The organism is Streptomyces sp. NPDC104761 (assembly GCF_055583445.1).
In genome coordinates this window covers 343,069-369,463 of record NZ_JBVJNZ010000006.1, presented here as the reverse complement: position 1 = coordinate 369,463, position 26,395 = coordinate 343,069, and the positions used below count along the sequence as shown (strand labels likewise).

The window sequence follows — 26,395 nt, the reverse complement described above, 5'->3', positions numbered from 1 at the left end:
GTCTCGTAGGAGAGGTGTCCGAGTTCGTCGTCGAGTGTGAGCATCCGCTGATGATCGCAGGCCGACGCACCCGGGCCAACGGGGTTTCGCACGGCGCCCGTTGTCCTCAGCGCGGTCCCGCGACGGTGATGATCTCGGGGCTGCCGGAGGTGACCGGCCCGCGATCCCAGTCCCCGTACTGATCGACGACCTCCAGCCCGGCACCGGCCAGGAAGCCGGACAGGGCGTCGAGGCCGAGAAAGCGCAGAGTCGAGCGGCACACCTGAGGCTGCGCCCAGGCCTCGCCCTCGTACGTCTCCGTGAAGGTCACCCGGTCTCCCACCGGCGGTCCCTCGACCTCGTGCCAGACCCGGACCGGACGCCCGTCCCCGTCGGCGAGCCGGCGCACCCGGTCCGGCGTCCAGGTCTCCCAGGCGCGTGCGGTGGGGTTGCGGGTCTCGAAGACGAACCGGCCGGTGGGGCCGAGAGCGTTGCGTACGGCGGTCAGCGTGGCGCGCACCTCCTCGTCGCCGAGCAGCTCCTGAAAGGCATGACCGGTCATCACGGCGAGATCGAAGCCGTGGCCGTCCCAGCGGCGGGTACGCAGATCACCGAGCACCCACTCGACCTCGGGTTCGGCCCGTCGTGCCTGCACGAGCATCGCCGCGGCCGGCTCGAGCCCCATCAGGCGCCCGCCGTGCCCCGCGGCCCGCGCCCCGCGCAGCAACCGCCCGGTCCCGCAGCCGACATCGAGCACCGACCCGGCGGACATCACCAGGCCCAGGTAGAAGTCGTCACCCGGCCCCCACGGATTGAGGCTGTCGTAGAGCGCGGCGAGCGAGAGATCCGCGTACGAATGATCGACCACCGCGGCAGTGTGCCACATGATGTTGAACGCAGGGTCAGGAACGGCGCTCTTCTTGAGCTTCTATCAACTTCCGTTGGACTGAGGATGCTTCATCACGTAGAGCTGTGGGTGCCGGACCTGGACCGGGCGACGGCGTCCTGGGGCTGGCTGCTGGGAAGCCTGGGCTGGACGCCGTACCAGGACTGGCCGGAGGGGCGGAGCTGGCGGCTGGGCCAGACGTATGTGGTGATCGAGCGATCACCGGCGATGCGGGGCGGCGACGCCGGGCACGACCGCATGCGACCGGGCCTCAACCACCTGGCGTTCCACGCACCGGACCGGGCGACGGTCGACGCGCTGACGGAGGCGGCTCCGGCGCACGGGTGGACGCTGCTGTTCCCGGACCACCATCCGTACGCCGGTGGCCCGGACCACTACGCGGCGTACCTGGAGAACGAGGACGGCTTCGAGGCGGAGCTGGTGGCTCGGGGATGAGCGGATCGCAGGGCGCCGACGAAGGCGGCGAAGGCGTGGGGGCGGAAGGCGAGGGTGGCTCTGGTGGGGGCTTTGGAGTCGCGGACGGATATGTGGGTGGGGCGGGGGCTACCTCGACGCAGGCGTTGCCGTCGCCGCCGGAGTAGGACGACTTGCGCCAGTTGCCGATCGGTCATGAGTGCTTCACAGCTCCGTCGTCAGCCTGTGGATGAAGTCACGCGACCGGCCTGGGCCGAGCGATGCCGACCCCAACCTACGGAAGTGTGTTCGGAACGCACCCAGCCGTGCTTCGGAATCGACGAAGCCCGTGCCGTGTGGCCCGTCGCGTACGACGGTGTCCAGCTTGGGGACGGCGCCTCCGGCGTACACCATGGCGGCACCGACATCGATGAAGTGCTCCAGGTCGAAGGGCATCACACGTACCGAGGTGCCCTCGGCTTCGGAAAGCTCCAGCACTCGGGCGAGTTGAACCCGTGCGGCAGCGCGGGTGGCAGCGGGTGCCGGGCGTTCCGTTTCCGGAGACGCGGGAGTTCGCCGCGATGAACGTGGACCCTCACGGAGATCGCGGATGAGCGGGAGGCGGTGCGGGACGTACCTCTTGCGGTGCTGTCGGCCATGACGCACGGGCGGGGGCGGCAGGCCCCGGCCATACTGGAGTCGCTGGCAGCCGCCCTGCAGACCATCGACCGCGACAGTGCCGCGGTCTTCGTGCAGTTCGTCGACTCGTGCCTGGTCGATCCCCGGGCGAAGCAGATGTGGAGGGACCTGATGACGGCGATGCAGTACTTCTGGCGGCACCCGCTGGCGGAGCAGGTGCGAGAAGAGGGGCGCGAGGAGGGGCGTGTTCAGGAGCGTGCCGAGATGGTGTTGCGTGTTCTGGAGTGGCGGGGGATCGCGGTGAGCGACTCCGTGCGTGAGCAGGTGGGCGCCTGTACCGATCTGGACCAGCTCGAAATCTGGGCGCAGCGGGCGGTGCACGTCACGGACGCTGCGGAGCTGTTCGTGGAGTCCTGAACGGCGGGGTCTGGGCGCGGGTCGGGGAAGCCTGACCCGCGATCCGTACTTGGCGGGAAGAGCGCGTGACGGTGACGGGGCCGAGGTCGCAAGGGCGTAAGGTGCCCGTCCATGTCTGCCGCTGAGCACCCCCCGTCCCTGCTGCGCAACACCGGTTTCGTGCGCCTCGCGCTCGCCCGGATCATCTCCGTCCTCGGTAACGGGTTCGCCCGGATCGCGCTGGCCTTCGCGGTGCTGGCGCTGCCCGGCGCGACTCCGGGCGACCTCTCGCTCGTCGTCGCCTGCCAGGCGGTCCCGCAGCTCGCGCTGGTGCTGGTGGGCGGAGTGATCGCGGACCGGGTGTCCCGCTCCGCGTTGATGGCCGTGGCGGACGTGCTCGGCGCGCTTTCCTACGGCGGACTCGCGGCCATGGTGCTCAGCGGCCACGCCCCCGTCGCCGCGCTGTGCGTTCTCGCCGTCACGGCGGGCACCGCGACCGCTCTCTTCTCGCCCGCGATGGACGGGGTCATCCCGGTGCTGGTGCCGTCCGAGGCCCTCCAGCGGGCCAACGGTCTGTTGCGGGTCGGCACCAACACCTCCCTCCTGCTGGGGCTGGCCCTGTCCGGCGTGACGGTCGCGTGGGTCGGTGCGGGCTGGGCGCTGGCCGTCAACGGTCTTTCCTTCGTGGTCAGCGCGGCGCTCACCGCCTCCCTGCGGCTGCCGCGTCGGCGACGGAAGTCCGCCTCGGGCTGGGCGGACCTGCGCGAGGGCTGGCACGAGTTCGCCTCCCGGCAGTGGCTGTGGGTGGTCGTCGTCCAGTTCTCCCTCGTGATGGCCGCCACGAACGCCAACGCCGGGGTCCTGGGTCCGCTGGCCGCGCGGGCCCACTTCGGCGGGGCCCGCGCATGGTCGCTGGTGGTGGCGGCGCAGGCGCTTGGCGCCGTGGCGGGCGCCGGGATCGCGGCCCGTGCGCGCGTGACCCGGCCGATCCTGGCGGCGGTCCTGTTCACCCTCCCGTCCGCCCTGCCGCCGGCCCTCCTCGGAGCCGGAGCTCCGCTGTGGACGGTCGCCGCGGGCGCCTTCACCGCCGGCGCCAGCCTGGACTTCTTCGGCGTGTTGTGGGCCACCACCATCCAGCGCGAAGTCCCCGAGGAAGCCCTGTCCCGGGTCAGTTCCTACGACTGGTTCGGCTCGCTCAGCCTCGCCCCGCTCGGCCTCGCGCTGGCCGGACCGGCCGCCGACGCCTTCGGCACCGACCGGATGCTGATCGTCTGCGCCACCCTGATCGGCACCGCCACCGTGGCCGCACTCCTGTCGCCCGGGGTGCGGTCGCTGCGGGCGGCACCTGCGGCGGACCGGCCCGAGCTCCTGGAAGCCACTCACGCGTCCTGACGTACGGCAGCGAGAAGGGCCCGCACCTGGGGAGGTGCGGGCCCTTGCTCCCCTGGAGCGGACGTTCAGGGGCTCGGGTCAATGGGCCGGTGAAAGTCCGTTCCGCAGGCGGCGGCTGACGGAAAGGGGTGTGTCAGGCCGCGGCCTCGGGGTCCTTGGAGAGACGCGGGGCGGGAATCATGTCCTGCGTCTCAGGATAGTGGCACGCGGTGAGGTGGCCGGGCTTGTTGCCCTCGACCTGGACCAGCGGCGGGGCCTCCGTGGCGCACTTCTCCGTCGCCTTCCAGCAACGGGTGCGGAAGCGGCAGCCGGACGGCGGGTTGATCGGGGACGGGACGTCGCCGACCAGGCGGATCCGCTCACGCGGCACCTCGTCCACCGTCGCCTCGGGCACGGCGGACAGCAGGGCCCGCGTGTACGGGTGGCGCGGGTTGTCGTACAGGTCCTCGCGGTCGGCGATCTCCACGATCTTGCCGAGGTACATGACCGCGACGCGCTGGGAGAAGTGCCGCACGATCGCCAGGTCGTGGGCGATGAAGACGAAGGCGATGCCCAGTTCCTTCTGGACCTTCTGGAGAAGGTTCACGACCTGGGCCTGGATGGAGACGTCCAGGGCGGAGACCGGCTCGTCGGCGACGATCAGCTTCGGTTCCAGGGCCAGGGCGCGGGCCACGCCGATGCGCTGGCGCTGGCCGCCGGAGAACTCGTGCGGGAAGCGGTTGAAGTGCTCCGGGTTGAGGCCGACGATCTCCAGCAGCTCGCGGACGCGCTTCTCGCGGCCGCCGGCCGGGTTGATGTCGTTGATCTCCATCGGACCGGCGACGATCTTGCCGACGGTCTGGCGGGGGTTCAGCGACGCGTACGGGTCCTGGAAGATCATCTGAATCTCGGACCGGATCGGCGCCAGCTGCCGGCGGTTGGCGTGCGTGATGTCCTGGCCGCGGTAGCTGATCTTGCCGCCCGTCGGCTCCAGCAGGCGGGTGATCAGGCGGCCGGTCGTGGACTTGCCGCAGCCGGACTCGCCGACCAGGCCCAGGCTCTCGCCCTCGGCGACCTGGAAGTCGAGGCCGTCCACCGCCTTCACCGCGCCGACGGTCCGCTTGATCGGGAAGCCGCCCTTGATCGGGAAGTGTTTGGCCAGCCCGGAGACGTCCAGGAGGGGGTTGGTGATGCTCATGGTCGTGAAGTCCCGTCTCGTGTCCGTCAGTTGTGGCCGGCGGTGGCCGCGTAGTCGGCGAAGAGTTCGTCTCGCCGGCCCAGTTCCAGGTGGCAGGCGGAGCCCCGGCCCTCGATCAGTTCGAGCGCCGGCTGCACGCTGGAGCACTTGCCGCCCGGGACCTTCTCCGCGAACGCGCAGCGCGGGTGGAAGCGGCAGCCCGACGGCGGGTTGAGCAGCGACGGCGGGGAGCCGGGAATCGGCGACAACGGCACGTCGACCGGCCCGTCCAGAGCCGGCATGGAGTTGAGCAGGCCGAGCGTGTACGGGTGCTGCGGATTGCCCAGCACCTGCTTCTTGGTGCCCCGCTCCACGCACCGGCCGCCGTACATCACCAGGACGTCGTCCGCGATGTCGGCGATGACTCCGAGGTCGTGGGTGATGAAGATGATGGCCGTGCCGAACTCCTGCTGGAGGTCCTTGAGCAGGTCCATGATCTGGGCCTGGACCGTCACGTCGAGCGCGGTGGTCGGCTCGTCGGCGATCAGCAGCTCGGGGTCGCAGACCAGGGCCATCGCGATCATCGCGCGCTGGCGCATACCGCCGGAGAACTGGTGCGGGTAGTCGTCGACCCGGACGTCCGGCTGCGGAATCCCGACCCGCTTCAGCATCTCGATCGCCCGCGCCCGCGACTCCTTCTTGGAGGCGCCGGTGTGCTTGCGGTACACCTCGGAGATCTGCGTGCCGATGGTGTGGTACGGCGACAGCGAGGCCAGCGCGTCCTGGAAGATCATCGACATCTTGTTGCCGCGCAGCTTCTCCAGCTCCCGCTCGGAGGCCGTGAGCAGCTCCTTGCCGTCGAGCAGGATCTCGCCGTCGATCGCCGTACGGTCGCGGTCGTGGAGACCCAGGATCGTCAGGTTGGTGACGGACTTGCCGGAGCCCGACTCACCCACGATGCCGAGCGTCTGGCCCTTCCTGAGGTCGAAGGAGAGCCCGTCGACGGCCTTGACGATGCCGTCCTCGGTGGAGAAGTGGACCTTTAGGTCCTTGACGGAAAGGAACGGCTGCTGATCGGTGCTCGTCACGGGGACGCTCCTGGGGGGTGATGCGGGGGGTAGGGGTCGGGGGCGGAGGTCAGGCGAGCCGGATCCGCGGGTCGATGAAGGCGTAGGCGGCGTCGACGATGATGTTGAAGAACACGATCGCGGCCGCGGACAGCACCGTGACGCCGAGCAGCATCGGCAGGTCGCTCTGGTTGACGGAGGTCACCGCGAGGCGGCCGATGCCCTGGAGGCTGAAGACCTGCTCGGTGATGATCGCGCCGCCGATCAGCGTGCCCAGGTCGATGCCGAACAGCGTGACGATCGGGCCCATCGCGCCGCGCCAGGCGAAGCGCAGGAACACGTTGGCGCCGGAGAGGCCCTTGGCGCGGGCGGTGCGGACGTAGTCCTCACTGAGCTGCTCGACCAGCTGGGAGCGGGCCATACGGGTGTAGTTGGCGGTGAAGATGATCGACAGCACGATCCACGGCAGCAGCAGGCCCGAGAACCACTGGACGGGGTTGTCGGTCAGTGCCGTGTACGAGGGCTGGTCGAGGATGCCCGTCTTGAAGGTCAGGAAGTACAGCGCGATGTAGCCGACGAAGTAGATCTGCAGCGAGGAGCCGAGCAGCGACGCCGAACTCGCGAACTTGTCCAGGAACTTGCCCTGCTTGAGCGCGGCGACCATGCCGGTGCCGACACCGAAGGTCAGGAAGATGACGGCCGAGCCGAAGGCGAGCGAGAGGGTCAGCGGCAGCCGGTCCATGATCGTGCCGAAGACGGGCTCGTTGTTGGCGAAGGAGTAGCCCAGGCACGGCGCGTTGCAGTGCCCGAATCCGGTGTAGTCACGCCCGACGAAGATGCCCTTGAGCCAGGACCAGTACTGGACCGGGATCGGATGGTCGATGCCCAGGTTGTGCCGGATCTGCGCCAGCGAGGCCGGCGTGCAGTTCTTGCCGCAGGACATCATGGCCGGGTCACGCGGGACGGCGTAGAAGAGCCAGAACGTGATGGCGCTGATGATCAGCAGAATGACCAGCGCGCCGATCGTACGGCGGACAAGGAAGCGGAACATGGGGTCAGGACTTTCCGGACGGGGCGCCGTTGCCGGGGCGTGAGGGGTGTGGAGCCGGTGGGGAGGCGGCCCCGGTGGGGCCGCCTCCTGATGCCGTGTGGCGCCTACGCCTTGGCGTAGAGCCTCGTGAGCGCGATGCCGGTGTTGCCGGCGTCGTAGACGAAGCCGCCGACCTTCGAACCGTGCATCCAGTTGCGGATGGCGTGGTAGTCCGGGACGCAGGCCGCGAGCTCCATGACCTGCTTGTCGATGGCGCCCCAGGCCTTGTTGGCCTCGTCCGCGTCGGTGATCAGAGAGGCGGCCGCGATCGCCTTGTCGACGCTCGCGTTCTTCAGCTGGGCGTAGTTGCTGCGGCCGTCACCGATGTTGTCGCCGTCCCAGCAGGGGTAGAAGACCGAGTAGCCACCCGGCCAGTCCGGGCTCCAGCCGGCCGCGAACAGGTCGTAGGTGTTGTCGATCTTGCCGATCTGGGTGTAGAAGGTCGACTTGTCGAGCTGCTTGTTGACCACCGTGAAGCCGGCGGCCTCCAGCGCGTTCTTGATCGCGACGGCCTGCTTCACCGCGTTGTCCGACGTCTGGTAGGCGATGACCAGCTTCTGCCCGAGCTTGCCGGCCTCCTTGAGGAGGGCCTTGGCCTTGGCCGGGTCGCCGCCGGGCTTCGTCTTCTTGCCGTAGAGGTCGAAGTCCGTGTAACCGGGCGTGACCGGGCTGAAGATCGTGGTGGCGATCTCGCTGGTGGACGCACCACCGCGGATGGTCTGCAGCTGCTGGTTCGGCCAGGCGTAGTTGATGGCCTGGCGGACCTTGACGTCCGTGATCCGGGTGGTGTTGATCGGCCAGTAGTAGGTGACCGTGTCGACCGCGGTGAGCACCCGCTCCTTGAGCTTCGCGTTGGTGAGGACCGTGGCGATGCGCTCGGGGGCGATCTCGTTGAAGATCGACATCGTGTACTGGTCGTTGCCCTTGTCCGCGATGTAGCGGTCGGTCGAGGCCAGCAGCTCGAAGCCGAACTGGAAGAGGTACTTGTCCGGGTAGGCGTTGCGGATCGGGTCCGTCGCCGGGTCCCAGTGCTCGTTGCGGGTGTACGTCAGGGACTTGCCGATGTCACGGGCGGAGATCTTGTACGGGCCGCAGGAGAACGGCTGCTTGTCGTACTTCTCCTTGGTGTCCTTCGACTTCTTCACGAAGGAGTACGCGCGCTCGGCGAGCGTGAAGTTGAAGTCACCGCGGGCCTGGTTGAGGCGGAAGGTGATGGTCCTGCCGTCGATCTCGATGGAGTCGAGGTGCTTGCCCTCGTAGGGGCCCTTGTACTTGTCGCCGCCGACCAGGAACTGCTGGACGTAGCGCGGGCCCTCCGTCACGAACGAGGCGAAGAGGCGCTCGAACGTGTGGCGGACGTCATCCATGGTGAGGTCGGAGCCGTCCTCCCACTTGATACCGTCCTTGATCGTGAACGACCAGGTCTTGCCGCCGTCCTTCGCGGTGCCCGCGTCCGTGGCCACGTCGCCGACCAGCGTGGCGCCGCCCTTGGAGTCGAGCTTGTAGCCGGTCAGACCGCGCATGATCGGCGTGGTGATGAGGATCTCGGTGGAGACGTAGATCTGGGCCGGGTCGAGGTGGTCCATGTCGAACTGGTCGAGCCCGTAGATCGTCCCGCCCTTGACCGCGCCGGCGACCTCGGGGGCCGGGCCGGTCGAGTCGGCCTTCGTGCCGACCGCGATCTTGCTCTGCTTGGCCTTGCTGACCGAGGGGATCTTGTTGTCCGACGACTTGCCGCCGCCGCCACAGGCGGTCAGCACCGTGCTAGACGCGGCGACCACGCCGGTGGCGATCATGAAGTTTCTGCGGGAAAAAGACACAGCAACCCTGCCTTATGGGTGGGACGGGACCAGCCGGACGACGTTGACCGGACCGGCAGATGAGAGATGGGTCAGCGCTTGGACTTCGGGTCGAGCGCGTCGCGCGCCGAGTCGCCGAGCAGGTTGAACGCCAGGACGAAGATCACCATGGCCAGACCCGGGAAGAGCATGAAGGTGAAGTCCTGGGTGTAGAACTGGGCGCCTCGCTGGATCATGACGCCCCAGTCGGGGGTCGGGTCGATCATGCCGACACCGAGGAAGGCGAAGCCCGCCTCCGCGGTCACGTAGGCCGGGAGCATGAGCGTGGACTGGATGAGGATCGGCGTCCACAGGTTCGGCAGCAGTTCCTTGAACACGATGCGCGCCGGTGACGCCCCGGTCACCTTGGCGGCCTCGACGAACTCCCGCTCCCGCAGGCCGAGTACCTGGCCGCGCAGCAGACGGGCGATCGACGCCCAGCCGAAGAAGGACATCATGAAGATGAGCGCGACGGCACGCAGCCACGTCGGGATGTTGTCGTCGGCGGCGACGAACAGTCCGAACACCACCGGCATGAAGGCGATGATGAACAGCGTCGAGGGGATCGACAGGACGATGTCGATGATCCGGCCGACCAGGTAGTCCGTCTTGCCGCCGAGGTAGCCCGCAGTCACACCGACCACGACGCCGACGACGGTGGTGATCAGGGTGGCGGCCAGGGCGATGCCCAGGGAGGTCCGGATGCCGTAGATCAGGAAGGTGAAGACGTCACGGCCCAGCTGCGGCTCGATGCCGAACCAGAACTGCGAGCTCATGCCGCCGTTCGCGCCCGCCGGATAGGAGAAGGCGTCCAGCAGGCTCGGGTCCTGGCTCGCGTACGTCGTGTACGGATCCTTCCCGTACAGCTTGGATATCAGCGGCGCGGCCAGCGCGATCACGAAGAAGAAGATCACGATGATCGCCGATATGACGCCCGTACGGTCGCGCTTGAAGCGGCGCCACGCGAGCTGTCCCGGGGACCTGCTCGCGCCGGCCTTCGAGTCGGGAGAAGTGGTCGACTTCTCGGCGCTCTCGTCGGACACCTCGAGCGGGGCCGCGGATGGAGTTGGGGGGGTCATGGTGCTCCTGGCCCAAGGGAGGGTCTGATGACTCCGCAGGGCACTCTCCCCTACGGGCTACGCCGGACTTTTTCAACGCAATTCATTCAAGGTCAATAAATTCTGGGTCGGCTTGGGTTTCTCTTTACTTTTTTTGCTCCGACTTGACCGTTCCGTAGCTACGCGGGTAGCGCCTCGTAATCGCACCGTGCTTTAGTTCGGGCTAATTGGGCAAAACGGGCAATGAGTTCGTTATGCGGACGCCAGGGTGCCGAAATGCGTACATCGACGGGTCGCAATCCAACGTTTCGGCATCGTTGTCCGGAGATCCATTGCGCGGCGGTCGCAAGATCCTCAAGGGGGTCCCGGAGGGGCGTCTGCAATCGGGTGACGTGTCCCTCTAAAGGTCGGCATGGGGTCTTCGGGAGCCCTCCGTTCGGGGCAGTGGGTGAGCGATATCGACCTGTTCGGTCGATATTGACCGATAGCGGGTCATCCGGGGATCCGCCGGTCCACCGATCACCCTTCACGGAGGAGGCACGCCATGCGTTCAGCCACGCACGCCCGAGGGGCGGCCTGCGCGGTCGTGGTGGCGCTCGCCGCCACGGCCTGCGGGGGCGGCGGCGGCAGCGGGGGCGGCGGAGGCGAGAGCGGCGTGCTCAGCTCCTCCTGGGGCGACCCGCAGAACCCCTTGGAGCCCTCCAACACCAACGAGGTCCAGGGCGGCAAGGTCCTGGACATGATCTTCCGGGGTCTGAAGAAGTACGACCCGAAGACCGGCAAGGCCACGGACATGCTCGCCCAGAAGATCGACACGAGCGACTCGCAGAACTACACGATCACGATCAAGGACGGCTGGACCTTCAGCAACGGCGAGAAGGTGACCGCCAAGTCGTTCGTCGACGCCTGGAACTACGGAGCCAGCCTCAGGAACAACCAGAAGAACGCCTACTTCTTCGGCTACATCCAGGGCTACGACAAGGTCCACCCGGCCGGCGGCTCACAGAGCGCCGACACGCTCTCCGGACTGAAGGTCGTCGACGACAGGACCTTCACCGTCGCGCTCAACCAGAAGTTCTCCAGCTTCCCCGACACCCTCGGCTACGCGGCCTTCGCCCCGCTGCCGCAGACCTTCTTCACCGACCACGCCGGCTGGCTGGCCCAACCGGTCGGCGACGGGCCGTACCGCATCGAGTCCTACACCAAGGGCTCGCAGATGTCCCTGAAGAAGTGGGACGGCTATCCCGGCGCCGACAAGGCGCAGAACGGCGGAGTGACCCTCAAGGTCTACACGGACAGCGACACCGCCTACACCGACCTCATCGCCGGCAACCTGGACCTCGTCGACGACGTTCCCGCGTCGCAGCTGAAGAACGTCAAGAACGATCTCGGCGACCGCTACATCAACACTCCGGCCGGCATCATCCAGACGCTCGCCTTCCCCTACTACGACAGCGCCTGGAACAAGAGCGGAGCGGAGAAGGTCCGCACCGGCATCTCCATGGCCATCAACCGGAAGCAGATCACCGACACCATCTTCCAGAACACCCGCACCCCGGCCACCGACTGGACCTCGCCCGTGCTCGGCGCGGCCGGCGGCTTCAAGGAAGGGCTGTGCGGAAGCGCCTGCGACTACGACCCGGCGCAGGCCAAGAAGCTCATCCAGGAGGGCGGGGGACTGCCCGGCGGACAGCTCAAGATCACGTACAACGCCGACACCGGCTCGCACAGGATGTGGGTGGACGCCGTGTGCAACTCCATCAACAACGCACTGGGCAACGACAAGGCGTGCGTCGGCAATCCGGTCGGCACGTTCGCCGACTTCCGGAACCAGATCGGCCAGCACAAGATGACCGGGCCATTCCGCGCGGGCTGGCAGATGGACTACCCGCTCATCCAGAACTTCCTCCAGCCGCTCTACTACACCAACGCCTCCTCCAACGACGGCAAGTGGTCCAACAAGGACTTCGACAAGCTCGTCGACCAGGCGAACGCCCAGACCGACACCGCCAAGGCGGTGTCCACCTTCCAGCAGGCCGAAGGCGTCGTCCGCGACAACATGGCCGCCATTCCGCTCTGGTACCAGAACGGCAGCGCCGGCTACTCCGAGCGGCTGTCGAATGTGGCCCTCAACCCGTTCAGCGTCCCCGTCTACAACGAGATCAAGGTCAGCTGAACCGGCATGGGACGCTACGTCGTCCGGCGGCTGCTCCAGATGATCCCGGTGTTCGTCGGGGCCACGCTGCTGATCTTCCTCATGGTCAACGTCATGGGCGACCCGATCGCCGGGCTGTGCGGCGAGCGCGCCTGCGACCCGGCGACCGCCGCCCAGCTGAAGAAGGAGTTCGGACTCGACAAGCCGGTGTGGCAGCAATACCTCACCTATATGGGGAACGTCTTCACCGGCGACTTCGGTACGGCGTTCAACGGGCAGCCGGTCACCGAGCTGATGTCCACCGCGTTCCCCGTCACCATCCGGCTGACGATCGTGGCCATCGTCCTCGAGGTCGTCATCGGCATCACGCTGGGCGTCGTGACCGGACTGCGGCGCGGGCGCCCCGTCGACACCGGGGTGCTGCTGGCCACCCTGGTCGTCATCTCCGTACCGACCTTCGTCACCGGTCTGCTGCTCCAGTTGCTGCTGGGAGTGGAGTGGGGCTGGATCAAACCCTCCGTCTCCCCGGAGGCCGCCTTCGGCGAGCTGATCGTGCCGGGGCTGGTGCTCGCCTCCGTGTCGCTCGCCTATGTCACCCGGCTCACCCGCACCTCCATCGCCGAGAACAAGCGGAGCGACTACGTCCGTACGGCCGTCGCCAAAGGGCTGCCCCGCCGCCGGGTCGTCACCAGGCACCTGCTGCGCAACTCGCTCATCCCCGTCGTCACCTTCATCGGCACCGACATCGGCGCGCTGATGGGCGGCGCGATCGTCACCGAGCGGATCTTCAACATCCACGGCGTCGGCTACCAGCTCTACCAGGGCATCCTGCGGCAGAACACCCAGACGGTGGTCGGGTTCGTGACCGTGCTGGTCCTGGTGTTCCTGGTGGCCAATCTGCTGGTGGACCTGCTCTACGCCGTACTCGACCCGAGGATCCGCTATGCCTGAGCAGCCGTTCGAGCAGGACCGGGCCATCGCCGGGACGGGCATGGGCGGGGCGATGGACCTCGCGACGAGCGAGGCGCAGACGCTGGAGCGGACACCGGGCGGGCCGCTCGGCACCGGCCCCGCCGCCAAGCCCCGCTCCCTGTGGTCCGACGCGTGGCGGGACCTGCGGCGCAACCCGGTCTTCATCGTGTCCGCCCTCGTCATCCTCTTCCTCGTCGTCATCTCCCTGTGGCCGTCCCTGATCGCCTCCGGCTCCCCCCTCAAGTGCGACCTCGCCCTCGCCCAGGAGGGTCCCCGGCCGGGCGCTCCCTTCGGCTACGACGGGCAGGGCTGCAACGTCTACACGCGGACCGTGTACGGCGCCCGTACGTCCGTCACGGTCGGCGTCTGCGCCACGCTCGGGGTCGCGCTGTTCGGGTCGGTGCTCGGCGGGCTCGCCGGGTTCTTCGGCGGCATCTGGGACTCGGTGCTGTCCCGGATCACCGACGTCTTCTTCGCGATCCCGGTCGTCCTCGGCGGTCTCGTCCTCCTCTCCGTGGTGACGAGCAACACGGTCTGGCCGGTCATCGGGTTCATGGTGCTGCTCGGCTGGCCGCAGATCTCCCGGATCGCCCGCGGCTCGGTGATCACCGTCAAACAGAACGACTACGTCCAGGCCGCCCGCGCCCTCGGCGCCTCCAACTCCCGCATCATGCTGCGGCACATCGCACCCAACGCGGTGGCCCCCGTGATCGTCGTCGCGACCATCGCGCTCGGCACCTACATCGCCCTGGAGGCGACCCTGTCCTACCTTGGCGTCGGGCTGAAACCGCCCAGCGTCTCCTGGGGCATCGACATCTCCGCAGCCTCGCCCTACATCCGCAACGCCCCGCACGCGCTGCTGTGGCCCTCCGGGGCCCTGGCCCTCACCGTCCTGGCCTTCATCATGCTCGGCGACGCGGTGCGCGACGCCCTCGACCCGAAGCTGAGGTGAGCGCCGCCGTGCTGCTCGAAGTGCGTGACCTGCACGTGGAGTTCCGGACGCGCGACGGGGTCGCGAAGGCGGTCAACGGTGTCTCGTACGCCGTCGACGAGGGGGAGACGCTGGCCGTGCTGGGCGAGTCCGGGTCCGGGAAGTCGGTGACCGCCCAGGCCGTGATGGGGATCCTGGACGTGCCGCCCGGGCGGATCGGCGGCGGCGAGATCCTCTTCCGGGGCCGCGACCTGCTGAGGCTGAAGGAAGAGGAGAGGCGGAAGATCCGGGGCGCCGAGATGGCGATGATCTTCCAGGACGCGCTGTCGGCGCTCAACCCGGTGCTGAGCGTGGGTGACCAGCTCGGCGAGATGTTCGTGGTGCACCGGGGGCTGTCCAGGAAGGACGCGCGCGCCAGAGCCGTCGAGCTGATGGACCGGGTGCGGATCCCGGCCGCCGCCCAGCGGGTGCGGGACTACCCGCACCAGTTCTCCGGGGGCATGCGCCAGCGCATCATGATCGCCATGGCGCTGGCCCTGGAACCGGCGCTCGTCATCGCCGACGAACCGACCACGGCCCTGGACGTGACCGTCCAGGCCCAGGTCATGGACCTGCTCGCGGAGTTGCAGCGCGAGTACCGGATGGGGCTGATCCTGATCACGCACGACCTGGGCGTGGTCGCCGACGTCGCGGACCGGATCGCCGTGATGTACGCGGGGCGGATCGTCGAGTCGGCGCCCGTGCACGACATCTACAAGGCGCCGGCCCACCCCTACACGCGCGGGCTGCTCGACTCCATCCCGCGCCTCGACCAGAAGGGCCAGGAGCTCTACGCCATCAAGGGCCTGCCGCCCAACCTGATGGACATCCCTCCGGGGTGCGCCTTCAACCCGCGCTGCCCGATGGCCCAGGACGTGTGCCGCACCGACGAGCCGCCGCTGTACCAGGTCGACCAACACCGGGGCAGCGCCTGTCACTTCTGGAGGGAGTGCCTCAATGGTTGAGCGGGTGGTTGAGCCGATCCTGGAAGTGAGTGGACTGGTCAAGCACTACCCCTTGACCCAGGGCATCTTGATCAAGAAACAGATCGGTGCCGTCAAGGCCGTTGACGGCGTCGACTTCGTACTCGACAAAGGGGAGACGCTCGGCATCGTCGGTGAGTCCGGCTGCGGCAAGTCGACGGTCGCCAAGATGCTCGTCAATCTCGAGCGGCCGACGGCGGGGTTGATCAAGTACAAGGGCGACGACATCACCAGGTTGAGCGGACGGGCCCTGAAGGCCGTGCGCCGCAACATCCAGATGGTCTTCCAGGACCCGTACACCTCACTCAACCCCAGGATGACCGTCGGCGACATCATCGGGGAGCCGTACGAGATCCACCCGGAGGCGGCCCCCAAGGGCGACCGGCGCAGACGGGTCCGGGAACTGCTGGACGTCGTGGGGCTCAACCCCGAGTACATCAACCGCTATCCGCACCAGTTCTCCGGCGGTCAGCGGCAGCGCATCGGCATCGCGCGCGGGCTCGCGCTGCGCCCTGAGGTGATCGTCGCCGACGAACCGGTGTCCGCGCTCGACGTCTCCGTGCAGGCCCAGGTGATCAACCTGCTGGACCGGCTCCAGAACGACTTCGACCTGTCGTACGTCTTCATCGCCCACGACCTGTCGATCGTTCGGCACATCTCGGACCGGGTCGGGGTGATGTACCTCGGGCGGATCGTGGAGATCGGCAAGGACGAGGAGATCTACGACCACCCGACCCACCCCTACACCCAGGCCCTGCTCTCGGCGGTGCCGGTACCGGACCCGGAGGCGCGGGAGCACCGGGAGCGGATCATTCTGAGCGGGGACGTGCCGTCGCCGACGAACATTCCGTCGGGGTGCCGGTTCCGCACGAGGTGCTGGAAGGCGGAGGAGCGGTGTGCGGTGGAGGTGCCGTTGCTCGCGGTGCCCGCCGCCTTCCGGCTCGCGGCGGGGCCGGCGGCCCATGACTCCGCCTGCCACTTTGCGGAGGAGAAGCAGGTCGTGCCGCCGGACGATCTTGGTAACCCGGGGGCGTAACGGGGCGTATGCGCATCAATCGCGTTAACACGCAGGCAACTTCGCCGACCCGGTCTCGATATACGGACGCGGCACTCTTTTCAGCGTACGGCCGTGCGGGTGCCGTAAACGGGCCGGAGCGCGCCATGTCGCTCCGGCCCGTTGCCCCTTTGTGCGCCTGAACCGGCGCCGCTCTCGCGGACCTGGCTGGTGCTTCGTCGGGGTTCCTCAATTGTTGGTTGCGGTGCTCTGTGGAGTGCTGCTGCTCAGCTCAGTCCGAGTGCGCGCCGGAGGAAGTCCAGCTGGAGCAGCAGCAGGTTCTCCGCGACCTGTTCCTGTGGGGTCATGTGCGTGACGCCCGAGAGGGGCAGGACCTCGTGCGGGCGGCCGGCTGCCAGCAGGGCGCTGGAGAGGCGCAGGGAGTGGGCCACGACCACGTTGTCGTCGGCCAGGCCGTGGATGATCATCATCGGGCGGTGCGGTTCGGCGGCGTCGACCAGACCGGTGTCGTCGATCACCGAGTTGCGGCGGTAGACCTCCGGCTGTTCGCCGGGGTGGCCGAGGTAGCGCTCCTGGTAGTGGGTGTCGTACAGGCGCAGGTCGGTCACCGGGGCGCCGACCACCGCGGCGTGGAAGACGTCCGGGCGGCGCAGGGCCGCGAGGGCGGCGAGGTAGCCGCCGAAGGACCAGCCGCGGATCGCCACCCTGGTCAGGTCGAGGGGGAAGTCGGAGGCGAGCGCCTGGAGGGCGTCGACCTGGTCCTGGAGGACGGTCGCCGCGACGTCGTCCTTGATGGACTTCTCCCAGGCGGGGGAGCGGCCCGGGGTGCCGCGGCCGTCGGCGACGACCACCGCGAAGCCCTGGTCGGCGAACCACTGGGAGGTCAGGTGGGCGTTGTGCGCGGCGACCACCCGCTGACCGTGCGGACCCCCGTACGGGTCCAGCAGAACCGGAAGGGGAGTGTCCCCGTGGTAGTCCCGTGGCATAAGCACGGCGCACGGAATTCGGCGTGCGCCCCCCTCGGTGAGCGTCACGCGCGGGGACAAACCGGGGTCTTCGGCGTATGACGTGACAGTCGCCAGGTGTTTTCCGTCATGCAGCACCTGGACGCGGGCGCCCGGGGTGTCCAGGGTGGCGGAGATCAGTACGGTCACGCCCCCGGCGCGCACGGCCGTGTGCACGCCGGGTTCCTGCGACACGCGCTCCACGCCGAGCTCGTTCACCCGGTAGACGTGTACCTCGCCGATCTCGGGGGCCTCGGCCTCCTCGCCCGCGGACGCGGAAACCAGCACGTCGTCGGCGGTCACGTCGAGAACCGCACGGATGTGCAACTGGGGCCCCGTGAGCGGGCGTTCACCCACCGCGAGCACTCGGGCGCCGCCCTCGTCGGCGATCCGGACCAGTTGTCCGGAGGGGCTCCAGCAGGGCACTCCAGCGAACAGTTCAAGCCATGTTGGATCTTCGTCGGCATGCACCATCCGGGTCGCCCCCGACTCCGGGTCCACGGCCAGGAACAGCTGGCTGCGCTGGTCGCGCGCCTGTACGAGCAGCAGGGGGGCACCCGCCTCTGACCAGTGCACATGCGCCACGTACGGATAGCGCGCCCGGTCCCAGGAGACCTCCGTGCGCGCCCCGTCGAGGCCGTGGACGAACAGGCGTACGTCGGCGTTCTCGGTGCCCGCCGCCGGATAGGCGACATGATGTGGCTCACGCTCCGGGTGGGCGGGGTCGGCGATCCACCACCGCCGCACCGGCGTGTCGTCCACGCGCGCCACGAGCAGCCGGTCGGACCGCGGCGACCACCAGAAGCCGCGCGCACGCCCCATCTCCTCGGCCGCGATGAACTCGGCCAATCCGTAGGTGACCTGTTCCGACTCCGGCTCGGCGAGCGCCCGGTCGCCCTCGCCCTCGGCGCCGACGACGCGCAGGGCGCCCGCCGCGACGTAGGCGACATGACGGCCGTCGGGGGACGGGCGCGGGTCGATCACCGGTCCCGGGACCGCGAGTTCGCGTGCCGTACCGGCCCTGAGCTCGGCCGTGAAAAGCCGTCCTGACAAGGCGAAAGACGCCAACTCCAGGGTGGCGTCGGTGGCGTAGCCGACGATGCCGGCACCGCCCTCCCGGCTGCGTTCGCGACGGGCCCGCTCCTGCGGCGAGAGGTGCTCCTCGGCACCGCCGAGCAGGGTGCGCGGGTCCGCCGCGAGGCGCTCCTCGCCGCTCGGTACGTCAAGGATCCAGAGGGAGTTGGCGCGGTCGGTGCCGGAGCCGGAGCGCAGAAACGCCACGCGGGAGCCGTCGGGGGCCACGGTGAACGCGCGCGGCGCGCCGAGCGTGAAACGCTGGGTGCGGGCGTGCCGGCGGGGGAATGAGACAGCCTCGGTCGTCATCCCCCGACCATATTGGCCATGCGCCCCCTTGTGCGGCCGTGCGCCGAGCGATGCGCGAGCACGCATAGTTATGATCACTACCGCTGAGTGGGTATGAACCTGCTGGCGTGCGCATGGAATTGCTGTACCGATCCACAACGTGATCTACAACCCCCATAGTCCGAACCCCCCGCATCCCTGGGATCTTTGGAGGTGAGCCGCCGTGGCACTCTCGATTTCGGCGGTGGTGCTGCTGGCGATCATCGTCTTCTTGTTGATCAAGAAGTCGGGTCTGAAGGGCGGTCATGCCGTGGTGTGCATGCTGCTCGGTTTCTATCTCGCCTCCTCGACCGTCGCACCGACGATCAGTGATCTGACGACGAACGTCGCCAGCATGATCGGCAGCATCAAGTTCTGACCCCGGGCACCTTTCGCACCGGCGACCCGGGCACCGGTCGACCCGGGCTGCGCGGCGCCGCTCGACCCGGGCTGCGCGGCACTGTCGGTGTCGTTTTGTAGGGTGGGCACATGACGGAACTGCCCACCCGGCGTCTGTTGCTCGTGCACGCGCATCCGGACGACGAGTCGATCAACAACGGCGCCACCATGGCCCGCTACGTGGCCCAGGGCGCCCATGTGACGCTGGTCACCTGCACCCTGGGTGAGGGCGGCGAGGTCATCCCGCCCGGACTGCGGCATCTCACCGGCCCCGCGCTGGGCGAGTACCGGCTCGGCGAGCTGACCGCGGCCATGCGTGAGGTCGGCGTGACCGACGTCCGGCTGCTCGGCGGGCCCGGCCGCTACCGCGACTCCGGCATGATGGGCGTGCCCGACAACGACGTGCCCGGCTGCTTCTGGCGGGCCGACGTCGACGAGGCCGCCGGACACCTGGCCGAGATCGTCCTGGAGACCCGCCCCCAGGTCCTCGTCACCTATGACGACAACGGCGGGTACGGCCACCCGGACCACATCCAGGCCCACCGCGTCGCCATGAGAGCCGTCGCGCTGGCCGCCGAGGCCGGCCACCGCATCCCCAAGGTCTACTGGAACCGCGTCCCGCGCACGGTCGCCGACGCCGCGTTCGCCAGGCTCCAGGGCGACCTGCCGGGGCTGCCCTTCGCCAAGTCCGCCGCCGTCGACGACGTACCGGGCGTGGTCGACGACCGCCGGGTCACCACCGAGATCGACGGCACCGCGTACGCCGACGCCAAGGCCGCCGCGATGGCCGCCCACGCCACCCAGATCGAGGTGGCACCGCACGGCGCCCGCTACTTCGCGCTCTCCAACGAACTGGCCCAGCCCTTGTTCACCACGGAGTACTACGAGTTGGTGGGCGGGGAGCCGGGCGCGGCGCGCGAGAGCGATCTCTTCGCCGGCCTCGGGGAGGCGTCATGAGTTCCGACGGACGGGGTTCGATGCTGGCGCAGCCCCTGCGGGCGCCCTCGGCCGGACGGGTCGCAGCCCTCGTCGGGCTGGCCGTGCTCGGGGCCGTGGTCGGCGCCGCGGGTGCCCTCGTCCAGGCCGGCTGGTTCCCGGGCGGGCTGCTGCTGGCCCTGGCCGGCGCCGCGGGGCTCTTCCTCGGCGGGGCGCGGGCCCTGGCGAGCCGATCCGGAGCCGTCGCACCCGCGTTCGGCTGGGTTGTCGCCGTCATCTTCCTCACCGCCAGCAGGCCGGAGGGGGACTTCCTGTTCGGCGCGGGAGGCGGCTCGTACCTCTTCCTGCTCGGCGGCATGGCGCTGGCTGTGATCTGCGCCACTATGGGTTTGGGGCGGCAACCCGGAGCGGGCGGCGCCCGACTTGGCAAGTGACGTACCACTTCGCCGTGGGGCGCCCGTGCGAGTCCGGTGTGGGTTTCCCCAGCGGTCATGGGATAAGCGTCAGAAGTGGCCAGTATGGTGGTGCGCGCCGCCGAGCCGTCCCAGCGAGGTCGTCACGGGCGGTGGAGCCAACCGGGAGAACCTGCCTTGAGTCGTGAAACTGACACTCCGTCCTCCGGGCCCGACGGGCGCGGTGGATCCGCATACCCCTCGGGCACGCCGCCGTACGGGACCCCCATGGCTTCCGACGACGGTACGGACGCGGCCCGTTCGGCCGCGCGGCCGGAGGAGCGCAAGACCGAGACCACGCTGACGACCCGGATCCGGATCAACATCCCCGGTTCCCGGCCGATTCCGCCGGTGGTCGTCCGTACCCCTGTCGCGGACGTCGAGGGCGGTACGGCCGCCGCGGGCGGCCCGAGCGGCACGGGCGAGGAGACGGGCTCCCACGCGCGGCCGGCAGGCGCCGCCACGCCCACTGGCAACGCCGAGCCGCCCGCCGCCGAACCGGCACCCGCGCCCACCACCGACTGGTTTGCGCCTCGCAAGTCCGGCCCTGCCAAGGGCGGACAGCGCGCCGGCGCCACCAACGGGGCGGGTGCACCTGGCGGTTCCCCCGCTGCCTCACCGAACGCTCCGGGTGCGCCGCGTCCGAACGGGGGCGCCCCCCGCTCAGGCGCCGCGAACGGCGGCCGTCCCGGCGGTGTCGTCGGCGCCATGAGCGTGCCGGGTACGTCCCGGCCCGGCGGGACCAACGGCGCGGGGCTGCCCGCAGGCGCGACCGGCGGCCCGGTGGCCCCCGGCCACGGCGGCGGCACCGGCTCCTTCGACGTGACCGAGGCGCTCGCCGCGGGCCCGCTCGGCGGCCCCCGGGGCGGCGCGCCGGGCGGCGGTGACGCCCGCCGCGACGACCTGCCGTACTTCTCCGACAACGGCGGCCAGAACGGCACGCAGGGCGGCCCCGGCGTGCCCGGCGGCGGCCCGGCCGGTCCCGGTGGCCCCAGCGGCTTCAGCGGGCCGGGCGGTCCCGGCGGCCCGGGCGGCCCGCAGGGCCCGGCAGGCCCCACCGGCGGCCCGGTCACCGGCGACGGCCCGTTCGTCCCGCCGGTCAACGGCGGCGAGCCCTTCGGCGGCCCGAGCGGCCCTGCGGGCCCCGGCAGCGGTCCCGCGGGTCCCGGCGGGCCGCGCGCCCGCAGTGCCCAGGCCCGGCCCGGCGCGCGCACCGCCCCCGCCGGTCCCGGACACGCCGTCCCCGGCGGGGGGCTGAGCGACGACACCGCGATCCTCACCCCGCAGAAGCCCGCCCCCGAACCGGGCGCGCCCGGCTACGGCACCCCGGCGGGCAACGTCTCCGGGCAGACCGTCACCAGCGGCATGCCGGTCGTACCGCCGGGCGCGGGCTCCCCGTTCGCGCCGGGCGCCCCCACCGACGGGCCGCTGCCGCACACGCCCCCGAAGCTGCCCGAGCCGGTCTCGCCGCCCCCGGCCGAGGCGAAGGGCAAGGGCAAGGCGAAGGCCAAGAAGAAGCGCGGCAAGCTGCCGCTGCTCGGTGGTGTCGTGGTGGTGGCCGGCGTGGGCCTCTACGGCGCCGGGTTGCTCATGAACCACTCCGACGTGCCCAAGGGCACCACCGTGCTCGGCGTCGACATCGGCGGCGGCACCCGCGACGACGCCGTGAAGAAGCTCGACGACGCGTTCGGCAAGAACGTGAACAAGCCGCTGAAGCTGTCGGTCGACGGCAAGACGGTCTCGCTGGTGCCGGACCAGGCAGGCCTGCAGTTCGACATCCAGAACACCGTCGAGGCGGCCGCCAAGAGCGACTACAACCCCATCTCCGTGATCGGCTCCCTGTTCGGCCAGAAGCGCGTCGTCGACCCCGACATGCCGGTCGACGAGGAGAAGCTCCAGGCCGCCCTCAAGGGCCTCGGCGGCAGCTCCGGCTCGGTCACCGAGGGCACGATCAAGTTCACCTCCGGCAAGGCCGTCGCGGTCTACGGCAAGGCGGGCAAGGGCATCGACGCGGCCGCCTCCACGAAGGCGGTCGAGCAGGCGTACGAGCAGATGGTCGAGACCGGCACCACCTCCGCGGTGACCGTACCGACGACCACCCAGCAGCCGTCGGTCTCCAACGCCGAGGTCGACCGCGAAATGAAGGCGTTCGCGGAGCCGGCGATGTCGGGGCTGGTCACCGTCAAGACGCAAAGCGGTGTGTCCGTGCCGATGAGCCCGCAGAACTCCCTGTGGAAGTTCCTCCGGGTCAAGGCGGTCGAGGGCAAGCTCGTGGACAGCCCCGATCTGAACGCCCTCAAGAACCTCTACGGCAATGCCTTCGACGGCGTCAAGATCACCCGTGCCACCGGTGAGAAGACGGCCGTCACCCCGCAGGACGTCTACGTCGCCCTGCGCCAGGCCCTGCTGAGCAAGACGAACCGGGTGGGTGTCATCCAGACGAACCCGAGCTAGTCGAACGACGACGAGAGGGGGCGCCCGGTACTCACCGGGCGCCCCCTCTCGTCCTGTCACGCCCTGCCCATGACATCTGTCATGCGGCTCTCCGGACGACCGGCACTGCCCCCGGCCACCTGCTCGCCGTCAGCATGGAGGCATGACAACGACAGCGGCGACGACGGCCACCGGGACCCCGGTGGTGGTCGGGTTCGACCAAGTGAGCAAGACCTACGGGAACGTGCGGGCCGTCGACGGGCTCTCGCTGCGGCTGCACCCGGGGGAGACCGTGGCCCTGCTCGGGCCGAACGGCGCGGGCAAGTCCACCACGCTCGACCTGCTGCTCGGCCTCAAGCAGGCCGACGCCGGCACGGTGAGCGTGTTCGGCCTGAGCCCGCGGGAGGCCATCGTCGCCGGGCGCGTGGGCGCGATGCTGCAGAGCGGCGGCCTGATGGACGAGGTCACGGTCGCCGAACTCGTCAGGCTCGCCTGCCAGCTGCACCCGAAGCCCTACAAGGTCACCGACGTCCTCGCCCGTGCGGGCATCTCGCAGATCGCCGACCGCAAGGTCAACAAGCTCTCCGGCGGCCAGTCCCAGCGCGTCCGCTTCGCCCTCGCGACCGCCGGCGACAGCGACCTGATCGTCCTGGACGAGCCGACCACCGGCATGGACGTCTCCGCCCGCCAGGCGTTCTGGGCCACCATGCGCGAACAGGCCGACCAGGGCCGTACCGTGCTGTTCGCCACCCACTACCTGGAGGAGGCCGACGCCATCGCCGACCGGGTGCTGGTGCTGCACCGGGGGCGGCTGCTGGCAGACGGGACGGCCGCCGAGATCAAGGCGAAGGCGGGCGCCCGGCGGATCTCCTTCGACCTGGAGGGCGAGATCGACGAGGCCCCGCTGCGGGCGCTGCCCTTCCTCACCGCCGTCGACGTGAGCGGCCAGACGATCCGCATGCAGTCGTCCGACGCCGACGCCACCGTCCACGCCCTGTACGGCCTCGGCGTCTACCCCCGCAACCTCGAAGTCGCCGGGCTCGGTCTGGAGCAGGCCTTCGTCGCCATCACGGAGGCCGAAGAGGCCAAGGAGGCCACGCAGTCGTGAACGCCCTGATCAAGCTGGAGCTCGCCCGCGCCCTGCGCAACCGCAAGTTCCTGTTCTTCTCGGTGATCTACCCCTCGATCATCTTCCTGCTGGTCGCCAGCCAGAGCGGCACCGCCGACACCGTCGACGACTCCGGACTCTCCCTCGCCGCCTACGTCATGGTCTCCATGGCCTCCTTCGGCGCCCTCACCGCCGTCCTGATGGGCAACAGCGAGCGCATCGCCAAGGAGCGCGAGAGCGGCTGGGTGCGGCAGCTGCGGCTGACCACGCTGCCCGGCCGCGGCTACGTCCTCGCCAAGACGGCCAGCGCGGCCGTGGTGAGCCTGCCGTCGATCGTGGTCGTCTTCCTGGTCGCCGCCTCGGTGAAGCACGTACGCCTCGACGCCTGGCAGTGGTTCGCGCTCACCGGGGCGATCTGGGCCGGCAGCCTGGTCTTCGCCGCGCTCGGCGTCGCCATCGGGTATCTCGCGAGCGGTGACGCGGTCCGCCCGATCACGATGATCACGTACTTCGGCCTGTCGATCCTCGGCGGCCTGTGGTGGCCGTCCTCCTCCTTCCCGACCTGGCTCCAGGACATCGCGAAGTGGCTGCCCACGCACGCGTACGCTGCACTGGGACGGGCCATCGAGCAGAGCCAGGCCCCGCACGCCCAGGACATCGCCATCCTCGTCGTCTTCTTCGCCCTCTTCGTCGGCGGCGCGGCCTGGCTGTACCGGAAGGACACGCTGAAGGCGTGAGCGCGATGACGGAAGACCTGCGGTCCGAGGACGAAGCCCGGGCGGACCGGCTGGTGCGGATCGGCCAGCCGCCGCGCAACCGCGCCGAGGCGATGCGCAAACTGGTGTGGGTGCTGCCGTGGCTGGTGTTCCTGGGCTCCCCGGTGGACGACCTGACGTCCGGCCACCACACCACCGGGGCCACGGCGGCCGGCTGGGCGGGCCTGGCGGCCTTCGTCGGGATCTACCTGAGCATCGTCTTCCGCCAGATGGGCCGGCCGTTCCGCGGTGGTACCGTCGCCGCCGCGATCGCCGTGGAGTGGACGCTCGCGGTCGTCCTCGCCTTCGGCCTCGGCAGCTCCTGGCTCGGCCTGTTCGTGTACGTCTCCGTGATGTGCGGGGTCACCTTCCCGCTCCGTATCGCCTACTGGACGATCCCGGTCACCACCGCCGCGATGATGCTGGCGGGCTGGCACGCCCACGCCCTGGACGACGCCTGGGGCCTGTTCCTGGTGGTGCTCCTGGTCGGCTACTCCATGACCGGCGTACGGCAACTCGTCGCCACCACGATCGAGTTGCGCAAGGCCCGTGCCACCGTCGCCCAACTGGCCGCCAACGAGGAGCGGTTGCGCCTCGCCCGCGACCTGCACGACCTGCTGGGCCACTCGCTCTCGCTGATCACGCTGAAGAGCGAGCTGGCCGGCCGGATGCTCCCCGACCACCCCGACAAGGCGGCCCAGCAGGTCTCCGACATCGAACAGGTCAGCCGCCAGGCCCTGGTGGACGTCCGCGAGGCGGTCACCGGCTACCGGCGGCCCCGGCTCGCCGCGGAACTGGCGGGCGCGCAGGTCGCCCTGACCGCCGCCGCGGTCACCGCCGAGATCCCGGCCGACCCCGACCTGGCCGGCGTACCCGACGAGGGCGAGGCGGCCCTCGCGTGGGCGCTGCGGGAGGCGATCACCAACGTCGTACGGCACAGCGGTGCGAGCGCCTGCACGGTGGAGCTGCTGCGCCGCCAGACCCTGGACGGCCCGGTCCTCGAACTCGCCGTCGAGGACAACGGTTCGGGCGGTTCGGGCAAGGGCCCGGGCAACGGGCTCACCGGCCTCACCGAGCGCCTGGAGAAGGCGGGCGGCACCCTGGAGGCAGGCCGCCTCAAGCGCGGGTTCCGGCTGGTCGCCCGGGTCCCGCTGGGCTCCGGCATGGCCGTAGGATCCGGGGCATGAGCAGCACGATCAAGGTCCTCCTCGCTGAGGACCAGTCGATGGTCCGCGAGGCGCTGGCCGCACTGCTGGGCCTGGAGGACGACATCGAGGTCGTCGCCCAGGTCGCCCGCGGCGACGAGGTGCTGCCCACGGCCCGGCAGCACGACATCGACGTCGCCCTGCTCGACATCGAGATGCCGGGCTGTACGGGCATCGAGGCGGCGGCCCAGCTCAACAAGGCGCTGCCGGCGGTGAAACTGGTCGTCCTCACCACCTTCGGCCGCCCCGGCTACCTCCGCAGCGCCATGGAGGCGGGCGCCGACGCGTTCCTCGTCAAGGACGCCCCCGCCGCCCAGCTCGCCGAGGCCGTCCGCAAGGTCCTCGCCGGCGAACGTGTCATCGACCCCACCCTCGCGGCAGCGGCCCTCGCGGAGGGCGCCAACCCCCTGACCGACCGCGAGCGCGAGGTCCTCCGCGCCGCCGCCGACGGCTCCACCAACGCGGAACTCGCAGCGACGCTGCACCTCTCCCAGGGGACGGTGCGCAACTATCTCTCGACGGCCATCCAGAAACTGGCGGTACGGAACAGGGCGGAAGCGGTCCGGATCGCGCGGGAGAAGGGCTGGCTGTAGGCCTGGCCGTAGGCGCCGGCTCACGGCGAGTTCGGCACCGGCGGATCTCAGGTGTGGAGGACAAGGGGACGGCCGCATCCGTGCCGGCGGTGCATCCCA

Annotated in this window: 24 protein-coding genes and 1 pseudogene; 16 read left to right on the top strand and 9 right to left on the bottom strand. The window is 69.7% G+C overall.

Translation table 11 applies throughout. From position 1 onward, the window contains the following. Nucleotides 1-106: 106 nt before the first annotated feature. Complete coding sequence (locus ACZ63F_RS19370) at nt 107-847, bottom strand: class I SAM-dependent DNA methyltransferase (RefSeq protein WP_469712396.1); 741 nt, start codon at nt 845-847, stop codon at nt 107-109. Nucleotides 848-931: 84 nt separating this feature from the next. On the opposite strand from ACZ63F_RS19370, the gene ACZ63F_RS19365 reads away from it, so the two are divergent. Further along, entirely contained in the window at nt 932-1,321 is a 390-nt protein-coding gene (locus tag ACZ63F_RS19365) for a VOC family protein (RefSeq protein WP_469712395.1), read from the top strand. On the opposite strand, the gene ACZ63F_RS19360 is transcribed toward ACZ63F_RS19365, so the two are convergent. Continuing rightward, nucleotides 1,261-1,413, bottom strand: coding sequence for a DUF397 domain-containing protein (locus ACZ63F_RS19360; RefSeq protein ID WP_469712526.1), 153 nt, complete (start codon nt 1,411-1,413; stop codon nt 1,261-1,263). The two genes, ACZ63F_RS19365 and ACZ63F_RS19360, sit on opposite strands and share 61 nt — an antisense overlap. 91 nt (nt 1,414-1,504) lie before the next feature. Beyond that, nucleotides 1,505-1,945 carry a Scr1 family TA system antitoxin-like transcriptional regulator gene (locus ACZ63F_RS19355; protein WP_469712394.1) on the bottom strand — a complete coding sequence of 147 codons (441 nt, stop codon included), beginning with the start codon at nt 1,943-1,945 and terminating at the stop codon, nt 1,505-1,507. Here ACZ63F_RS19355 and ACZ63F_RS19350 point away from each other — a divergent pair. Both ACZ63F_RS19350 and ACZ63F_RS19345 read left to right on the top strand, forming a co-directional pair. Continuing rightward, a pseudogene (locus ACZ63F_RS19350) lies at nt 1,883-2,335 on the top strand (hypothetical protein); the annotation flags it as partial. The gene ACZ63F_RS19355 and the pseudogene ACZ63F_RS19350 sit on opposite strands and share 63 nt — an antisense overlap. A gap of 111 nt (nt 2,336-2,446) precedes the next feature. Next, complete coding sequence (locus ACZ63F_RS19345; protein WP_469712393.1) at nt 2,447-3,706, top strand: MFS transporter; 1,260 nt, start codon at nt 2,447-2,449, stop codon at nt 3,704-3,706. A gap of 133 nt (nt 3,707-3,839) precedes the next feature. On the opposite strand, the gene ACZ63F_RS19340 is transcribed toward ACZ63F_RS19345, so the two are convergent. From ACZ63F_RS19340 to ACZ63F_RS19320, 5 genes are all read right to left on the bottom strand, one after another. Continuing rightward, entirely contained in the window at nt 3,840-4,883 is a 1,044-nt protein-coding gene (locus tag ACZ63F_RS19340; RefSeq protein ID WP_457686757.1) for an ABC transporter ATP-binding protein, read from the bottom strand. Nucleotides 4,884-4,909: 26 nt separating this feature from the next. Further along, nucleotides 4,910-5,950: an ABC transporter ATP-binding protein gene (locus tag ACZ63F_RS19335; RefSeq protein ID WP_457698936.1), complete on the bottom strand. Its 1,041-nt coding sequence runs from the start codon at nt 5,948-5,950 to the stop codon at nt 4,910-4,912. A gap of 49 nt (nt 5,951-5,999) precedes the next feature. Further along, the gene (locus ACZ63F_RS19330; RefSeq protein WP_469712391.1) at nt 6,000-6,980 is read right to left on the bottom strand and encodes an ABC transporter permease; all 981 of its coding nucleotides are present in this window, start codon (nt 6,978-6,980) and stop codon (nt 6,000-6,002) included. Nucleotides 6,981-7,084: 104 nt separating this feature from the next. Beyond that, nucleotides 7,085-8,815, bottom strand: coding sequence for an ABC transporter substrate-binding protein (locus tag ACZ63F_RS19325; protein WP_469712389.1), 1,731 nt, complete (start codon nt 8,813-8,815; stop codon nt 7,085-7,087). A 95-nt stretch (nt 8,816-8,910) separates the two neighbouring features. Continuing rightward, nucleotides 8,911-9,936 carry an ABC transporter permease gene (locus ACZ63F_RS19320; RefSeq protein ID WP_093499270.1) on the bottom strand — a complete coding sequence of 342 codons (1,026 nt, stop codon included), beginning with the start codon at nt 9,934-9,936 and terminating at the stop codon, nt 8,911-8,913. A 523-nt stretch (nt 9,937-10,459) separates the two neighbouring features. Between ACZ63F_RS19320 and ACZ63F_RS19315 the strand changes: the two genes are divergently transcribed. The 5 genes from ACZ63F_RS19315 to ACZ63F_RS19295 are packed head-to-tail and all read left to right on the top strand — an operon-like array spanning nt 10,460 to nt 16,031. After that, nucleotides 10,460-12,091 (top strand): peptide ABC transporter substrate-binding protein, encoded by a 1,632-nt coding sequence (locus tag ACZ63F_RS19315; RefSeq protein ID WP_469712387.1) that lies wholly within the window; start codon nt 10,460-10,462, stop codon nt 12,089-12,091. 6 nt (nt 12,092-12,097) lie between these two features. After that, on the top strand, nt 12,098-13,021 hold the full coding sequence (locus ACZ63F_RS19310) for an ABC transporter permease (protein ID WP_469712386.1): 924 nt from the start codon (nt 12,098-12,100) through the stop codon (nt 13,019-13,021). After that, on the top strand, nt 13,014-13,994 hold the full coding sequence (locus ACZ63F_RS19305; RefSeq protein ID WP_469712385.1) for an ABC transporter permease: 981 nt from the start codon (nt 13,014-13,016) through the stop codon (nt 13,992-13,994). The genes ACZ63F_RS19310 and ACZ63F_RS19305 overlap by 8 nt, the downstream gene beginning before the upstream one ends. Nucleotides 13,995-14,002: 8 nt before the next feature. After that, on the top strand, nt 14,003-14,977 hold the full coding sequence (locus tag ACZ63F_RS19300) for an ABC transporter ATP-binding protein (RefSeq protein WP_469712383.1): 975 nt from the start codon (nt 14,003-14,005) through the stop codon (nt 14,975-14,977). Continuing rightward, nucleotides 14,970-16,031: an ABC transporter ATP-binding protein gene (locus ACZ63F_RS19295; protein WP_469712381.1), complete on the top strand. Its 1,062-nt coding sequence runs from the start codon at nt 14,970-14,972 to the stop codon at nt 16,029-16,031. Before ACZ63F_RS19300 ends, ACZ63F_RS19295 begins: the two co-directional genes overlap by 8 nt. A gap of 245 nt (nt 16,032-16,276) precedes the next feature. On the opposite strand, the gene ACZ63F_RS19290 is transcribed toward ACZ63F_RS19295, so the two are convergent. Continuing rightward, on the bottom strand, nt 16,277-18,397 hold the full coding sequence (locus ACZ63F_RS19290; protein ID WP_469712379.1) for a S9 family peptidase: 2,121 nt from the start codon (nt 18,395-18,397) through the stop codon (nt 16,277-16,279). A 202-nt stretch (nt 18,398-18,599) separates the two neighbouring features. Here ACZ63F_RS19290 and ACZ63F_RS19285 point away from each other — a divergent pair, with 202 nt between their 5' ends. The 8 genes from ACZ63F_RS19285 (at nt 18,600) to ACZ63F_RS19250 (ending at nt 26,296) form a co-directional block, all read left to right on the top strand. Next, nucleotides 18,600-18,794: a hypothetical protein gene (locus tag ACZ63F_RS19285; RefSeq protein WP_046733847.1), complete on the top strand. Its 195-nt coding sequence runs from the start codon at nt 18,600-18,602 to the stop codon at nt 18,792-18,794. Between the two features lie 110 nt (nt 18,795-18,904). Further along, nucleotides 18,905-19,771 (top strand): N-acetyl-1-D-myo-inositol-2-amino-2-deoxy-alpha-D-glucopyranoside deacetylase, encoded by an 867-nt coding sequence (gene mshB, locus ACZ63F_RS19280; RefSeq protein WP_469712377.1) that lies wholly within the window; start codon nt 18,905-18,907, stop codon nt 19,769-19,771. Beyond that, nucleotides 19,768-20,184 carry a DUF6113 family protein gene (locus ACZ63F_RS19275; RefSeq protein WP_469712375.1) on the top strand — a complete coding sequence of 139 codons (417 nt, stop codon included), beginning with the start codon at nt 19,768-19,770 and terminating at the stop codon, nt 20,182-20,184. Before mshB ends, ACZ63F_RS19275 begins: the two co-directional genes overlap by 4 nt. Before the next feature lie 156 nt (nt 20,185-20,340). Continuing rightward, nucleotides 20,341-22,656, top strand: coding sequence for a hypothetical protein (locus tag ACZ63F_RS19270; RefSeq protein WP_469712373.1), 2,316 nt, complete (start codon nt 20,341-20,343; stop codon nt 22,654-22,656). 142 nt (nt 22,657-22,798) lie between these two features. Continuing rightward, nucleotides 22,799-23,743, top strand: coding sequence for an ABC transporter ATP-binding protein (locus tag ACZ63F_RS19265; protein WP_469712371.1), 945 nt, complete (start codon nt 22,799-22,801; stop codon nt 23,741-23,743). After that, a complete protein-coding gene (locus ACZ63F_RS19260; protein WP_469712369.1) occupies nt 23,740-24,480 on the top strand; it encodes an ABC transporter permease in 741 nt (246 codons plus the stop codon). The genes ACZ63F_RS19265 and ACZ63F_RS19260 overlap by 4 nt, the downstream gene beginning before the upstream one ends. A gap of 5 nt (nt 24,481-24,485) precedes the next feature. Next, nucleotides 24,486-25,685, top strand: coding sequence for a sensor histidine kinase (locus tag ACZ63F_RS19255; RefSeq protein WP_469712524.1), 1,200 nt, complete (start codon nt 24,486-24,488; stop codon nt 25,683-25,685). Beyond that, nucleotides 25,682-26,296 (top strand): response regulator transcription factor, encoded by a 615-nt coding sequence (locus ACZ63F_RS19250; RefSeq protein ID WP_352366738.1) that lies wholly within the window; start codon nt 25,682-25,684, stop codon nt 26,294-26,296. The genes ACZ63F_RS19255 and ACZ63F_RS19250 overlap by 4 nt, the downstream gene beginning before the upstream one ends. The last annotated feature ends 99 nt before the right edge of the window (nt 26,297-26,395 follow it).

What these genes read in the sequence shown, in the direction of transcription:
- mshB (WP_469712377.1), top strand. Translation starts at nt 18,905, where the DNA reads ATGACGGAACTGCCCACCCGGCGTCTGTTGCTCGTGCACGCGCATCCG.
- ACZ63F_RS19315 (WP_469712387.1), top strand. Translation starts at nt 10,460, where the DNA reads ATGCGTTCAGCCACGCACGCCCGAGGGGCGGCCTGCGCGGTCGTGGTG.
- ACZ63F_RS19325 (WP_469712389.1), bottom strand. Translation starts at nt 8,815, where the DNA reads ATGATCGCCACCGGCGTGGTCGCCGCGTCTAGCACGGTGCTGACCGCC.
- ACZ63F_RS19320 (WP_093499270.1), bottom strand. Translation starts at nt 9,936, where the DNA reads ATGACCCCCCCAACTCCATCCGCGGCCCCGCTCGAGGTGTCCGACGAG.
- ACZ63F_RS19340 (WP_457686757.1), bottom strand. Translation starts at nt 4,883, where the DNA reads ATGAGCATCACCAACCCCCTCCTGGACGTCTCCGGGCTGGCCAAACAC.
- ACZ63F_RS19250 (WP_352366738.1), top strand. Translation starts at nt 25,682, where the DNA reads ATGAGCAGCACGATCAAGGTCCTCCTCGCTGAGGACCAGTCGATGGTC.
- ACZ63F_RS19275 (WP_469712375.1), top strand. Translation starts at nt 19,768, where the DNA reads ATGAGTTCCGACGGACGGGGTTCGATGCTGGCGCAGCCCCTGCGGGCG.
- ACZ63F_RS19345 (WP_469712393.1), top strand. Translation starts at nt 2,447, where the DNA reads ATGTCTGCCGCTGAGCACCCCCCGTCCCTGCTGCGCAACACCGGTTTC.
- ACZ63F_RS19265 (WP_469712371.1), top strand. Translation starts at nt 22,799, where the DNA reads ATGACAACGACAGCGGCGACGACGGCCACCGGGACCCCGGTGGTGGTC.
- ACZ63F_RS19310 (WP_469712386.1), top strand. Translation starts at nt 12,098, where the DNA reads ATGGGACGCTACGTCGTCCGGCGGCTGCTCCAGATGATCCCGGTGTTC.
- ACZ63F_RS19295 (WP_469712381.1), top strand. Translation starts at nt 14,970, where the DNA reads ATGGTTGAGCGGGTGGTTGAGCCGATCCTGGAAGTGAGTGGACTGGTC.
- ACZ63F_RS19305 (WP_469712385.1), top strand. Translation starts at nt 13,014, where the DNA reads ATGCCTGAGCAGCCGTTCGAGCAGGACCGGGCCATCGCCGGGACGGGC.
- ACZ63F_RS19255 (WP_469712524.1), top strand. Translation starts at nt 24,486, where the DNA reads ATGACGGAAGACCTGCGGTCCGAGGACGAAGCCCGGGCGGACCGGCTG.
- ACZ63F_RS19365 (WP_469712395.1), top strand. Translation starts at nt 932, where the DNA reads ATGCTTCATCACGTAGAGCTGTGGGTGCCGGACCTGGACCGGGCGACG.
- ACZ63F_RS19330 (WP_469712391.1), bottom strand. Translation starts at nt 6,980, where the DNA reads ATGTTCCGCTTCCTTGTCCGCCGTACGATCGGCGCGCTGGTCATTCTG.
- ACZ63F_RS19290 (WP_469712379.1), bottom strand. Translation starts at nt 18,397, where the DNA reads ATGACGACCGAGGCTGTCTCATTCCCCCGCCGGCACGCCCGCACCCAG.